The sequence below is a fragment of the Microvenator marinus genome (genome assembly GCF_007993755.1).
Classification (GTDB): Bacteria; Myxococcota_A; Bradymonadia; order Bradymonadales; family Bradymonadaceae; genus Allomicrovenator; species Allomicrovenator marinus.
The window spans coordinates 4,943,334-4,956,378 of record NZ_CP042467.1 but is presented as its reverse complement, the minus strand read 5'-3'; the positions used below and the strand labels follow the sequence as shown (position 1 = coordinate 4,956,378).

Here is a 13,045-nt window from a genome sequence, read left to right as displayed (position 1 = left end):
CACTACTATCATTTCGAAGACACCATTTTTGCGTGATTTCTAGGACTTTCGCATGATCCCTAAAGAGATATTCGATCAGTCGATCAAACGGTACTTCAAGTGCATTCAGCCATACCTTGAGGATGATTCCGTCTCTGAGATCATGATCAATGGACCCGACGATATCTGGATCGAGGTCAAGGGTAAGCTTCAAAAGACTGAGGCGGTTTTCGACAACGAAGATGATTTGATGGGCGGTGCCAAGAACATCGCTCAGTACGTTGGGAAGACGCTCAACGAACTCAACCCTCGACTTGATGCGCGTCTGCCAGACGGGAGTCGTGTTCACGTCATCATTCCACCCTGTGCTCGAAACGGGGTCTCGATTGCCATCCGTCGATTCGGTAAGTTCGACCTGACCATCGACAAACTCATCAGCTACGGCTCGATTACGCACGAAGCCGCAAAATTCATCGAGTGCTGCGTGCACTCGGAAAAGAATATCATGGTCGCCGGCGGTACCGGATCTGGAAAAACCTCGCTTCTGAACTGTGTGTCCACCCTGATCGACCCAGCTGAGCGCATCATTGTGATCGAGGACTCGACCGAGCTACAGCTCCAACAGCCCCACGTACTCATGCTCGAGGCGCGGCAGGCGGACTCAAAGGGCCGTGGCAAAGTCGAAATCGGCGACCTCTTCCGCTCCGCGATGCGTTTGCGCCCAGACCGCGTGGTCATCGGTGAGATTCGTGGTGGTGAGGCCCTCGACCTGATTCAGGCCATGACCTCCGGTCACGGTGGCTCAATGTCTACCACTCACGCCACCTATCCGGACGATACGTTGAGACGTTTGGAAACCATGTGTATGATGTCCGAGGTGGAACTGCCGCTCAAAGCGATTCGCTCTCAGGTGGCGTCCGCCATCAATATCATCATTCAGACTTCTCGATTCAACGATGGTTCGAGAAAGCTGACGCATATTGTGGAGTGCCTTGGACTCGATGAAATCGGCGAATACAGAATTTATCCGCTCTTTGAATTCAAGCATCGTGGCTACGAGCCTGGCACCGGAAAAGTCCTCGGACAAATGGAAGCTCTTGGAAATATTCCAACTTTCGCCGATGATATTAAGACGCGTGGACTAGATTACGACGAAAACTGGTTCAAACCACCGAGGCATTAAGCCCATACACCCTCGCCCCTGAAGGCCCATGTCAGAAGACCGGTTCAAACAGGCACGCAAAAGCCTCATTGATCGCCAGAATCAACGCCAATTCGAAGATGATGACTTCGGCGATGAAGCTACAGCGATGGTAAATTTGAGTTCGCTACCTCCCATGCAGAACGATGCCCCGGGAGATGAAGCGACCGAAATGTTCTCGATCGACGCGTACGGAAACCCAAAACCTTCCGGCGCAGGTCCAGGTGTTCAAGTCCAAGGGCACGGCCCTCAAAGCGGCGGTTACGGGCAGCCTCCACAAAGTGGTGGATACGGGCAGCCTCCCCAAAGCGGTGGCTATGCTCAGCCCGGCTCGAGTCCGGGGCTTGTGATCGGTCAATCGCAGGAGCCTGAAGGGGCGACCCAATTCCTGAATATCGCCGAGTTAGCGGCCGGTGCGCCTGCTCCAAGCGAACAGAATACTCAATTTGTCGATATCAATGCCTTGCAAGCAGGGGCTGGAGTCTCGAACTCGAACTCCGTCGAAAACGACCCGGTACTCAAACAAGAGTATGCGTATGGCCCTGAAAACATCCAGTCTGGTGAGCTCACGCTGATTTTCGCCCAGAACAGGATGGGCCGCCAAGTCGTGCTCAAGCGAATTTGGGAGGGGGACGTAAACACCATGCCTTTTGAGATCAGCCAACGCTGCATGATGCTCGACCAGATCAAACATCCCCACCTTTTGGGTATTACTGGGATGTTGGCTAGCCCGTCTGGTGCCTGGGTGGAAATGCCCATGCCGTCTGGCTATCAGCTTACGAACGTGCTCGCGCAGAACGGCCCGCAGAACCCCGAACTCGTGGTTCAGTGGGTCAATCAAATCGCGCAGGCGCTGGCTCATATCCACCAGTTCCAGTTTGTTTACGCAAACCTCACCACCGATTCTGTCTGGGTTCAGGATGATGGAAACATCATGATCGAACCCTTCGACATCGTGGCGTTCCAAGATCGAGGGAATCTCGGGCCCTTTGGGCCACCAGAACTCAATATTCCTCCGCAGCAGCGTCAGGTTTATCCCGCAACGGACGTCTACAGCTTGGCTGCTGTTTGTGTGGCCATGCTCTCCGGCTACCCGCTCAATCTGGCTATTACGCCCCAGCTGCCGGCACCGTTCTCGGGTGCTTGTATTCAAGGGCTTCAGCAAGATCCTGCACAGAGGATCGCGACGCCGGCTGATTTTGCGGCGGCTCTTGCTCCACAAAAAGGCTCGGGAGGTAAAGGTATCAAGGGGATTCCACCGGAACACCGCATGAAGGTGGGAATTGGAGTCTTTGCCCTAATCGCAGTTCTCGTCTTAGGCATCGGATACGTTTCTCAGCAGAAGCCGAAGCCCAAGCCTGTTGCCGGGCCGGATATCGCAGTTGCGCCGCCAGATAACCTGGAAGAGCCAACGCCAAATACCGAGAACGCCGCAGGGGAAGACGCTCCGGCCGAAGACCCAAAGCCAGGGCTTCCCGAGGGTCTGGCCAAAGAGACAGACCCGAGAGTCGCGGTTACACTCAGTTATGAGACCAACCCGCTGCCTCCAGAAGAAACGGCAGATGCCCCTGTTGAGAAAGACCAAGAGCGCGCTGATAATGCGAGGAAAGTTGCACAAGAGGCCGTCAAGGGCATCAATCGTCTGACCAGAAAGTCTCAACAAGAGCAATACAGCATCGCACTTGAGAAGATGGCAGAAGCCATTCGCTATTCCGAACTCACCGATGAAGATAAGAAATTTATCGAAGATCTTTATGACGCCTCGCTCGTTAAGGAGATCCGAAAGGAATCGGTTGAGCAAGTTCGGAACTCCATCAAGGACGATAAGATTAGCGCCGCACGGCTCTATTATCAGCAACTTAGTAAGATCGACCCAGGTGCGGATCAGCAAGGATTCTTCAATAGAAACAAGCTGCTTAAGGCCGTTAAAGTCGAACGAACTGAAGAACCGAGTCCATAGGAACAAAAGGACCAAGGAGCTCCTATGAGAACACTCGCCATTTCACTATTGATCGCCATGACGTCCCCACTATTGGGATGCGGAGATGAAGGGCCCCCACCGCCCCCTCCAATGAAAGATTTCCGTCTCGAAGTGTCTGCCACTGAGCCCGGTGGGCCAGTTCCGCTGGCGCCAGTCCTCGTGGACGGCAAAGTCATCGGCTACACCGACCAAGACGGCAAGTTTGAAGCGATGCTTACGGAGCGTCCCGGTGCAAGCGTCACACTCGGAATTGGAACTCTCTCCGGATACCGCTTAATGAGTGATGAATCCGTGACGGAGTCCCTTCGACTTACGAGCTCGGGCCTAGGTGTACCGGTAGCTCTAAACGCGTCGTTCGAGTCTCAGAAGAAAGAATACATGGTTTGGGTATCAGCAAATTGCGACCCGAAGATGATCGACTCTACATTCTGCGAAAACCTACCTGTCCTGAAGGATGGTGAAGAGATCGGGCGGACAGACGACATGGGCCAAGCACATATCGTGTTTGTTGGCGTGCCAGAGACCAAAGTCAAGTTCAGCATCAAGACCCCTTCCGTAGATCCCCTCAAAGATCCCATTCTACCGATTCCTGAAAATCCGACCTTTGAGGTTGGACTCGGGTTTAACTCGGAGATCTTTTTGATCGAAGAAAGCTTCGTCAACGCTCTAGAAGCCCGAAAGACGAAAGCAAAGCCAAGAAGAAGTGCTCCTGTCAGAAAGCGCGTGATCAAACGCGCCCCCGCTAAGAAAAAAGAAGATCCGCGCAAGAAGGGCGAAATCGACCTCTGGTGAGGAATATCGGTCTTCCGTTCTGCCTTTTAGTCATCTATTACCCCTTTGAGTCGCTTAATCACACTTTTTGGTGTAGGTTCTAAAGCGACGATGGCGAGGTGACTATGACAGAGCAATACGACTTGGATCCAGATTCACCCATCGAGGCAGAGCTCGAAGAAGAGAGTGGCAAGTCTACTCCTTGGCTCTTGATCGTTGGACTTCTCATGGCCGCTGTGGGCGTGGCCTTTTTGGTCATGGACGGAATGGGCGCAGAAACCTATTTCTACACCGTTGATCAGGCCGTAGCGAAAGGTCCGGACCTCGTGGGCCAAAAAGTACGTATCAAGGGAAAGGTTGAACCCGGTACGATCGTAGGCAATGACGGAGAACTGCATCGCAAGTTCAACGTGATTGAAAACGGAAAATCAATCGCTGTGACTTACGATAAGGCGATGCCCGACACCTTCGATGAAGACATGGAAGTGGTTGTGGAAGGCGTCGTTTCTGACGATATGATCGTCGAGGCGAACGAAGTCCTCGTAAAGTGTCCAAGCCGGTACGAAGGGGCTCCGCCCACCGCGCATCAACCTCAAGCATCCCTCTAGCCTAAGAGGCACCTCATGAAATTGCTAGGGACAGCAGCTCTCTACGCTGCACTCTATTTCAGCATCGTTGGCATGGCACTCAGCTGGGTTGCCGGCCAAACTCAGTCACGGCGCTTTCTCATTTCGAGTCGTTGGGCGACCTACGCCACGTTCGGGGCTATCGCGACCGCGAGTAGCGTGCTTATGCACGCCCTCTTTACGCACGACTTTAGCATCCAGTACGTGGCGTCTTTCTCCGATGAATCCATGCCGCTCTTCTACTTGATGGGCGCTATGTGGGGTGGACAGGCGGGTAGTTTGCTCTTCTGGACTTCTATCGTGGCAATCACCACTGCCAGCTGCATGTATGTCAACCGCAACAAATACCAGGACATGATGCCCTGGGTTTCCTTTGTGAGCCTCGCCGTAATCACAGGCTTGTTGGTGATCCTCGTTTTCGGGTCGAATCCCTTTGAACCGTTTTCGATCATCGACGACCCAACAAAAGGAAAAGGCCTAAATCCGCTGCTTCAAACCCCCAAAATGGTGGTACATCCGCCGAGCCTCTTGACTGGAATGGCCACCATGACCATTCCGTTCGCGTTCGCGATGGCTGCACTGATCGCAAAGAACTTCTCAAATGCATGGGTCGAGGCTTCGCGTCAATGGATCCTCATTCCGTGGTTCTTCCTCAGTATCGGAAACATGCTTGGCGGAATGTGGGCCTATGAAGAGCTCGGTTGGGGTGGCTACTGGGCCTGGGACCCCGTTGAGAACGCATCATTCTTGCCATGGTTGACCACCACAGCGTTGATTCACTCACTGATGATCCAAGAACGGCGTGGCATGTTAAAGCGCTGGAATCTTGGGCTTATGATCGGTTCCTTCATCCTGACGATTTTTGGTACCTACATCACCCGAAGTGGACTCATCGAGTCCGTACACTCCTTCGCTCAAAGTGAGATTGGACCGTACTTCCTTGTCCTTTTGGTCAGTGTGACAGTCATTGGTTTTGGCATGTTCGCCTGGCGATGGCCGTCGATGAAAGCCGAGCAAAGGCTCGATAGCACCGCGTCCAAAGAAGCTGCGTTCATCTTCAATAACTGGCTCTTCATGGCCATGACCGGCGTGGTTCTCTTCGGCACCATGTGGCCAAAGGTCAAAGAAGGAATCTGGGGCCAAGAAATCACGATCGGACCACTATGGTTCAATAAGTGGATGGCCCCGATGGGCCTAGTTCTCCTCCTTCTGATGGGGCTTGGTACCGTCATGTCTTGGCGCAAGACCACCGGAAAGAGTTTTAAGAAGAACTTTATCTGGCCAACCATCACCATGCTCGTGCTTACTCCGCTCTCCCTTGCCATTTACTGGTTCGCACGCGCCCAATACTTGGGCGTTAACCCAAACCCGAACGATGTTACCTACGCCGTGATCGCAGTCGCGCTTTGTTTCTTCGCCGGCGCAGCGTCCGTTGAAGAATTCGTCCGAGGCATCTTGGCTCGCCGAAAGTCGCATGAAGAGTCTGTTGTCAAAGCGATCTACGAACTCTTGGTTAAACAGCGCAGACGATATGGCGGCTACATTATCCACATCGGAATTCTCTTCGCCTTCATTGCATTCGCAGGAAACGCGCTCAAGATTGAGAAGGATATCTCCATCGCACGTGGTGAAACCGTCACCGTTGGCGACTACACCTTCAAATTCAATAATCTTAGAGAAAAGAATGACCAGGAGAAGTTGCTGATCATCGCCGATATGGACGTGACCCAGCGCGGGAAGATGCTCTACACCATCCACCCTGGCAAAGCGATTTTCCACACGTCGCCAAACATGCCGACCAGTGAAATCGACATCCGTTCCACGCCACTTGAGGACGTCTACGTTGCGCTAGTCAACTACGACTCAACGGGCACCCGGGCGAGCTTCAAGATCTTCGTCTCACCATTTACGTGGTGGTTCTGGTTTGGCGCTGCGGTCTTGATGTTTGGCACGATGATCTGCATGTGGCCAACACGCGAAGGTCTCCATTCTCTAAGACCGACCTCGCACCTTGTGGCCCGAGTTGCCCTGGTCTCTAGTTTTCTCTTCCTCGCCATGCTGCCGATGTTGTTGCTTGCCGTGGAATCGTTTACACCATGGGGCTCAGCGTTGCGCTATGAACTGGTAGCCAACACTCATATCATTACCGAAACTACCGACTTACCATGAGCTTCCTACTCATCTTGATCGGGGCATTTTTCACGCTCGTCGCGGTCTACCTCACGCTCCAGCCCTTTCTTAAGTCGCGGGAAGAGCAGGCCAGACTCGAGCTAATCGATGATGAGATCAGAGAAGTTGAGCTCTTGCTCGCTCGCAAAGAGGCGCTTCTGCGCGGTTTGCGTGAGCTTGAATTCGACCGAGGCACCGAGAAGATCTCGCAAGAAGACTTCGAACGCTTCAAAATCAAACTGGAACGCCAGGCTATGGGTGTCATGAGAGAACTGGACCAGATTCACGGCGGTAGGGGATGGCGCGCAGAAACAGAAGCCTACGTCAGGGACCACAAGCCAATGGTCGAAAAGATTGAAAAGGCACAGAAGAGTTTGGAGTGTTCATCTTGCAGCGCACCGCTCTCCTTAGATGACCGATTCTGCGCCAAGTGTGGGACACCCGTAAGGCCCGAACTCACCACACGTATGTCACAAGAGGTGCCTGGATGAAGCCAATTCTATTCATTGCGCTACTCTTCCTTGCCGCTCCTGCCTTTGGGCAAGAAGCTCCTGCGGAAACACCACCCGAGTCACTAGAGGTCAAGCCTCAGACCGACTCTCTTAGTATCCGCGTCCACGTCTCGCATGGCACCACCTCCGAGAAGGTGGCTGACGCCGTGGTTTTCCTGAGAGCGGCGCGGCCCAAGGGTCCGTTTGAACCTACTGACCCTGAACCGCAATTTGAGTGGTCCGAGATTACCGATTCAACTGGGGTAGCCACATTTTCAATTCCAAAGAACGTCACTGAGACCGGGCTTAGAATTCATGCGGTGACCACCTACGGTGGTGTCGCGTTCAAGTCGTCTGCAGAACCGCCGATCAACGCCCTTCAACTCAAGGTCCCCGTATACGAGAAGGGAACCGATGCATCGGCCCTGAAGTTCGTGAGTATCCGAACGATCACTGAACTTTGGGAAGACTACCTTGTCTTCACCCAATTCTACGTGCTCGAGAATACCAGTAGCACGGTGATTGAGACGGTTTCTGTTCAAGGCTTCGACCACGAGCGCGGCATGCCCATCGAGTTGCCAGTCAAGGCCCTTGGGGTTCAGGTGAGCGCTGCCGGTGAACACACTGTCGTAAATTCCACGGCGTATTGGAAAGGTCGAATTAGGCCCGGCGAGAGAGTGCCAATCCAAATCCGCTTCTCGATGGCGGTCAGTAGCGCTGACTTTGTCTATGAGCAGGAAGTTGATTACCCCGTGGATAACGTCGAGGTTGCCGTTCCACTTCAGACGCAATTCCAAAAGCTCCCGCGTCTCTCGGATGTGTCTATGGCCATGCCCGAGGCAGAAATGCTTTCGGGAAAGGGCATCTTTGACCTGCGCGATGATATGGATTTCATCGGAGCAAAGGGTCCAAGCCTCAAGCCAGGTGAGTCGTTTAAGTTCAAACTATCAAACCTGCCTTTCGCTCGCCCAATTGGCCCCTTCGTGGTGCTTGGACTGGCCCTGCTCTTTAGTGGATTGGTGATCTTCTTTGGACGCCGAGAATATGCCCTCTCTCAACAATCGAAGTCGCTCCAAACCGCTATTCAATCCTTGAAGTCAGAGCGCGAGCTCGTCCTCCGGAGAATTGCCGAGTTGGAGACTCTTCGCGATGAGATGTCTGAGAATGAGTTTGAATCGCTTGACCTCGCACTCAAAGCGCGTCTGGCGATCATCAACAAGAAGATTCAGGACTTCGAGCATGAACTCAACGTCAAAACCGCTGCGGCTCAAGCCTGAGCATGAAAACGATTAGGCTCGATAACGTCTCAAAGGTCTATCAGCGCCATTTCGCCCTACATCGTGTCACCACAGAGTTCAACGCAGGTCAGCTCACTCTAGTCTTGGGAGGAAACGGCGCCGGCAAGACCACTCTAATGAATCTGCTCGCCACACTTGAGCCCCCAAGTGACGGCAGTATCCGATTTGGCGATTGGGATTTCGAAACATTTTCACGCCGCGGCCGCCGAAATATCGGTTGGGTCAGTCACGACTCCCTGCTATATCCTGAGCTCTCAGGTCGCGAGAACCTTGAATTCTACGCCAAGATGTATGGCATCAAGAACCCGAGCAAAACCGCACAAGATTGGCTCGAGAGAATTGAGCTGAGTGCGGCTGCAGACAAGCGTGTTAGAACCTATTCAAGAGGAATGAAGCAACGCCTGAGTATTGCCCGCGCCTTGATTCATCGGCCTGCCCTCGTGCTTCTCGATGAGCCTATGACTGGACTCGACCACCGCTCGAAGGACGTCATGCTGCGTATTTTTGACGAGGCGCGTTCACAAGGGCAAATTGTGGTGATGATCACCCATGATTTTTCGGTGCCTATCTCGATGGCAGACCGTGTGATCATTTTGGACCAGGGAAAACTTGTCTTCCACGATAGCACCCACGAAGGTATGAACCTTGCGGACCTCTATCTTGAAAAGACTTCCTAATGCCCGCTTGGCTATCCCAAACTAAGCATATCATCCAAAAGGACCTCCAACGTGAGCTTCGAACACGTGAGGTCTTGACCACCACATTGGCGTTTTCGCTAATGCTCATGGTCATTTTTGCATTCGGATTCTTCAAACACGATGAGTCGGCCATCGGGATTTTTCCAGGCGTTCTGTGGATATCGGTACTCTTCACGGGAACGCTCGTGTTGACGCGCTCATTTGACCACGAAAAAGAAGGCCAATGCCTTCGAGCACTCGCTCTAATCCCAGGCACGGAACGCAGCCTCTTCATCGGCAAATACATCATGAATCTGGTGTTTATGCTGGGTTTTCAGGTGATTCTGGTTCCGCTTCTACTTTTTACCTTCGGCGTGAGTTGGGAGTTCGACTCAAGTCCGCTCATCCTTGCTTTAGTTCTAGCGACAGCGGGATTCGCAGCGCTTGGAACCGTGGTTGCCGCCATGCTCGTGCACATTCAAATGCGCGATGTCTTCCTCCCTGTGATCCTCTTCCCGATGGCGTCTCCTCTACTCATCGGCGGGGTGAAAGTGACAGCACAAGTACTCTCGAACGACCTTCAAGGCCGCGAGGAGGTTCTTACATGGCTCGTGGGTATGGGCGTGGCTGACGTGGTGTACTTTATGCTCGGGCTCTGGCTCTTCCGATGGATTCTCTCGGCTATCGAATAGGCGGAAGGTAGAGCTGATGCACCTCGGACTCACCCATCAAGCGCCACCCGCTAGCTCTCAGTGCTTCGATAAGCGGTGCTTGGTCTTCGATGTGCAGAACCGCCGCATCGATCTTCCACCGTTCAAACACTTCTTTCCATCCGACCTGACCGGCAGAAGCGAGGAAGTAGTCGTCCCAGATATCTTCGTCGATCAGCTCCATTCGTTGGTCCACAAAGGCAACGGCCTGGACATCTCGGGTGGAGAGCTCAAACTCGATAAGGCCGCCTAGCGCCTGGTCGTGGAACACCCTTTGCGCAGACTCGCCCTTTAGGGCTCTGACCAATTCAATTGAGTTTCGTTTCTCAAGAACCATCGCGCCCTCGCCCTGCTTCTTCGCGAACTCAATGCTCGTCGCCTGGACAAAATGAGTGTGAAAGAGCCCTGGTTGAGCCACTATCAGGCCAAGAACACACGCAGAAACCAAACTCCAATGCAGTTTGTGTTCAAATGGCTTTGTCTCGGACTCTTGAATGGAACGAGGAAGGGTCTTCGCCAAGACAACAACCCAGATGAACGCCCACCAGACCAAATTTCGTACGGCACCCGTCCCTAGCCATGTGGCGAGCAAGAGCAAGACGGCATCGGAGATTGCGAGCCGTTTTCGTTGCGCGGTTGCGACCGCAAGCCCTGCAAAGCACAGGAGCCAGAAACCGATTCCCTGCGCATCATCTAAACCAGGAGGAGACCACTCCTGCACGGTCGTCCCGACCGTCGAATCGAAGACCAGCCCTTTAACGTAGGTAAAAATTTCGAGTCCAAGAGGATGTAAGAGCCCAATCAGTGCAGAAGCAGCGCCGACCACGACCCACTCCTTTGCCCATCGTTCTTGTGCATCCATCCAGATGACGCCAAGCATGACCGGAGCCAATACAAAGGTCCCGTGAACTTGGGCCCAAAACCAGATTACCGGCACGAGGGTCCAGAGCCACTTGCGCTCGAACCTCCCATCTCGCACGCCCAAGACGAGCACCAGCGTCCACACAAAGGGAAGGAGTGCAAAGGATTGAGTCCGAACCGCGAGACCCGGAAACGCAACCACCATCACCCCAATGGCCAATATGGATACCGACTCCACGCGAGGATTGACTCTCAGACCCGACCACATCATCAGACCAAGAGAGAGACCAAGGCTCAAATTGCGTGCCAAAACATTTGCCCCGTGCCCCCATTGACTCAATTCGAAGAGCAGCCACTGACCAAGCCAGGGCTGGTTCAGGAAGGGTTTGTCTGCGGGTAACGTGAAGAGAAAGAGATTTGCGTCAGGAAAATGGCCTGCCGAGATTTCGCGACCCATCACGAGCGCCCACCAATAATCATGAGGTGGAATGGGATTTATCGTGGCAGCAAAGAGGATCCCGCAGATGGGAAGCAGCCACCAGAACGCAGCGAGCTTCAGAGGTGAGGCGAAAAGGCGCCTGAGCTCATCCATCTTTCCCTTTGAACATCACGTATAGGAGAAGTCCTACCATGAGGAGTGCGGCGAGCAGGATCATCGGATTGAAACTTCCTTTTCCGCCAAAGAGGCCACCGCCTCCTCCACCTCCGCCACCACCGGCGGCGTCAGCATCGTCACCAGAACTACCGCCCCCCGCGCCGGAGCCTTTATCGCCGGAGCCTCCACCACCACTCTTCCCAGACCCTGACTTGCCACCTTTTGAGGCAGACGCACCGCCCGCTGATCCCGAACCCCCGGAACCGCCAGCCTCTGAGCCTCCTTGGCCCCCAGCACCACCCTGACCTTGCCCACTTCCCGCGGCAGAGCCGTCGCCGTAAGTACCGTCTTGGCCCATGGAGCCTGCCTGTCCATCTTCCTCGGCCAAAGTACCGGTCAGCTCACTATTGGCCCGCATGTACTTGTCTTTGACGGTGTCGCCGAAGACCCGGATGATGCCGAGCACAAAGAGTGCGACGAGCACAATCATCACGATATATTCAGTCGCGGTAGCTCCACGACGGTTCAGTCGAAGTCGTTTCAGCATAAGTTATGGACCGTTACAGGGTTCAAGCGCTTCCTTGTACTCTGCCCGATCTTTGAACTTCTGGCAAAGTTCGTCCACTTTGTCTTGCTTCTCGATTGCCTTAAGCGACACGAGAGCGGCCCTGACGAGCTCAGGAGTCTCTTCCTGCCCAAGAGCCATAGTAATCCACATCTCGGCTTCTGCGTGCTTCTGAAGCCGCGAGAGACCTATCGCAAGGCGACGCACCTGAAGAGGCGTGAGTTTAGAGACTTGTTGGTCCATGTAGATGCGAGTGGCTTCTTCATAATCACCTATCAGATATCGGCGATCGGCCTCCGAGGTACCTTTCTCTTTCTCCGGTGAGTCTTCTTCAACCATCTTTTCGATCACGACTTCCTTCGATTCCTCAGACTTGGCCTGCCCCTCGAACAACTCATATTCCTTTTCAACCTTTTCCATCTCGGCCTTAAGATTCACCGATTTGGTCTCCAAATCTGGCGAATAGGGCTTTCCGCACTCAATGGTTCGATTCGCGGCCGAAGGATACTTCGCTGCAAGCTCTCGGATACGTTGGTCCACCTTCACGCGGTTCGGGTCTTCATCTGTGGCGTAAGTGAGGAAGCACTTGTAGAAGCCAAGTGAGTGTTGCGGTTGGCGTAGGTGCTGATCGTAGAGAATACCAAGGTTCAGATAGGGAACCTTCGCCACGGGGTCGAGCTGCTGGGCCATGAGAAGGAATGACTCACCCTCTAGAGGCTTGCCGGCGTACATCAGCGCGGCTCCAAGGTTGGTGTACACTGGCCGAGGATCCTTCTCGTAGTTCAATAGGTACTGATACATCTGCACAGCGCTGACGTAATTCGAGGTCTTGACGTAAAACGCAGCGAGCTCGCGCGCGACTTCGATATCCGCCCCCAATCGAATCGCCTGCGCGTAGTAGCGTTCAGCCTTGGAGAAATCAGCGGTCGCAAGGCTAGCTTTCGCTGCATTGTGATAGGCTCTCCAATCCTTCTCACCCTCAGCAAAAGCCTGCTCATAGCGCGTCAAGGCCGCGTTATAATTGCCCTTCTCGAACTCTTGGTCACCGTAGGTGCGAGCTGTGGCGCACCCCGCAAGAGTCCCGAATGCGAGGAAAAACACCACCAATAATCGTTTCATGT

The 13,045-nt window shown here is 53.7% G+C and carries 12 protein-coding genes; 9 read left to right on the top strand and 3 right to left on the bottom strand.

Annotation, left to right across the window (positions count from 1 at the left end; all coding sequences use genetic code 11):
* The first annotated feature begins 52 nt into the window (after positions 1-52).
* The 9 genes from FRD01_RS20330 (at position 53) to FRD01_RS20290 (ending at position 9,885) form a co-directional block, all read left to right on the top strand.
* On the top strand, positions 53-1,162 hold the full coding sequence (locus FRD01_RS20330; RefSeq protein ID WP_146962773.1) for a TadA family conjugal transfer-associated ATPase: 1,110 nt from the start codon (positions 53-55) through the stop codon (positions 1,160-1,162).
* Positions 1,163-1,190: 28 nt separating this feature from the next.
* Positions 1,191-3,140 (top strand): protein kinase domain-containing protein, encoded by a 1,950-nt coding sequence (locus FRD01_RS20325; protein ID WP_146962772.1) that lies wholly within the window; start codon positions 1,191-1,193, stop codon positions 3,138-3,140.
* Between the two features lie 24 nt (positions 3,141-3,164).
* On the top strand, positions 3,165-3,953 hold the full coding sequence (locus FRD01_RS20320) for a hypothetical protein (RefSeq protein WP_146962771.1): 789 nt from the start codon (positions 3,165-3,167) through the stop codon (positions 3,951-3,953).
* A 104-nt stretch (positions 3,954-4,057) separates the two neighbouring features.
* Complete coding sequence (locus FRD01_RS20315; protein ID WP_146962770.1) at positions 4,058-4,540, top strand: cytochrome c maturation protein CcmE; 483 nt, start codon at positions 4,058-4,060, stop codon at positions 4,538-4,540.
* Between the two features lie 15 nt (positions 4,541-4,555).
* A complete protein-coding gene (locus FRD01_RS20310; protein WP_146962769.1) occupies positions 4,556-6,727 on the top strand; it encodes a heme lyase CcmF/NrfE family subunit in 2,172 nt (723 codons plus the stop codon).
* Positions 6,724-7,218, top strand: a complete 495-nt coding sequence (locus FRD01_RS20305; protein ID WP_146962768.1) for a zinc ribbon domain-containing protein — start codon at positions 6,724-6,726, stop codon at positions 7,216-7,218. The genes FRD01_RS20310 and FRD01_RS20305 overlap by 4 nt, the downstream gene beginning before the upstream one ends.
* Entirely contained in the window at positions 7,215-8,495 is a 1,281-nt protein-coding gene (locus FRD01_RS20300) for a hypothetical protein (protein WP_146962767.1), read from the top strand. Before FRD01_RS20305 ends, FRD01_RS20300 begins: the two co-directional genes overlap by 4 nt.
* Positions 8,496-8,497: 2 nt before the next feature.
* Positions 8,498-9,193 (top strand): ABC transporter ATP-binding protein, encoded by a 696-nt coding sequence (locus tag FRD01_RS20295; RefSeq protein ID WP_146962766.1) that lies wholly within the window; start codon positions 8,498-8,500, stop codon positions 9,191-9,193.
* Positions 9,193-9,885, top strand: coding sequence for a heme exporter protein CcmB (locus FRD01_RS20290; RefSeq protein ID WP_146962765.1), 693 nt, complete (start codon positions 9,193-9,195; stop codon positions 9,883-9,885). Before FRD01_RS20295 ends, FRD01_RS20290 begins: the two co-directional genes overlap by 1 nt.
* Here the strand turns inward: FRD01_RS20290 and FRD01_RS20285 are convergent.
* Genes FRD01_RS20285 through FRD01_RS20275 form a run of 3 tightly spaced genes read right to left on the bottom strand, consistent with a single transcriptional unit; the run spans position 9,875 to position 13,043 of the window.
* Positions 9,875-11,356, bottom strand: coding sequence for a hypothetical protein (locus tag FRD01_RS20285; protein ID WP_146962764.1), 1,482 nt, complete (start codon positions 11,354-11,356; stop codon positions 9,875-9,877). The two genes, FRD01_RS20290 and FRD01_RS20285, sit on opposite strands and share 11 nt — an antisense overlap.
* Positions 11,349-11,906, bottom strand: coding sequence for a Flp family type IVb pilin (locus tag FRD01_RS20280; protein ID WP_146962763.1), 558 nt, complete (start codon positions 11,904-11,906; stop codon positions 11,349-11,351). The genes FRD01_RS20285 and FRD01_RS20280 overlap by 8 nt, the downstream gene beginning before the upstream one ends.
* A gap of 3 nt (positions 11,907-11,909) precedes the next feature.
* Positions 11,910-13,043 carry a tetratricopeptide repeat protein gene (locus FRD01_RS20275; protein ID WP_146962762.1) on the bottom strand — a complete coding sequence of 378 codons (1,134 nt, stop codon included), beginning with the start codon at positions 13,041-13,043 and terminating at the stop codon, positions 11,910-11,912.
* Between the last annotated feature and the right edge of the window lie 2 nt (positions 13,044-13,045).

Coding starts and splice junctions, on each gene's coding strand:
- FRD01_RS20315 (WP_146962770.1), top strand. CDS start 4,058: ATGACAGAGCAATACGACTTGGATCCAGATTCACCCATCGAGGCAGAG.
- FRD01_RS20285 (WP_146962764.1), bottom strand. CDS start 11,356: ATGGATGAGCTCAGGCGCCTTTTCGCCTCACCTCTGAAGCTCGCTGCG.
- FRD01_RS20290 (WP_146962765.1), top strand. CDS start 9,193: ATGCCCGCTTGGCTATCCCAAACTAAGCATATCATCCAAAAGGACCTC.
- FRD01_RS20300 (WP_146962767.1), top strand. CDS start 7,215: ATGAAGCCAATTCTATTCATTGCGCTACTCTTCCTTGCCGCTCCTGCC.
- FRD01_RS20305 (WP_146962768.1), top strand. CDS start 6,724: ATGAGCTTCCTACTCATCTTGATCGGGGCATTTTTCACGCTCGTCGCG.
- FRD01_RS20280 (WP_146962763.1), bottom strand. CDS start 11,906: ATGCTGAAACGACTTCGACTGAACCGTCGTGGAGCTACCGCGACTGAA.
- FRD01_RS20275 (WP_146962762.1), bottom strand. CDS start 13,043: ATGAAACGATTATTGGTGGTGTTTTTCCTCGCATTCGGGACTCTTGCG.
- FRD01_RS20310 (WP_146962769.1), top strand. CDS start 4,556: ATGAAATTGCTAGGGACAGCAGCTCTCTACGCTGCACTCTATTTCAGC.
- FRD01_RS20320 (WP_146962771.1), top strand. CDS start 3,165: ATGAGAACACTCGCCATTTCACTATTGATCGCCATGACGTCCCCACTA.
- FRD01_RS20295 (WP_146962766.1), top strand. CDS start 8,498: ATGAAAACGATTAGGCTCGATAACGTCTCAAAGGTCTATCAGCGCCAT.
- FRD01_RS20330 (WP_146962773.1), top strand. CDS start 53: ATGATCCCTAAAGAGATATTCGATCAGTCGATCAAACGGTACTTCAAG.
- FRD01_RS20325 (WP_146962772.1), top strand. CDS start 1,191: ATGTCAGAAGACCGGTTCAAACAGGCACGCAAAAGCCTCATTGATCGC.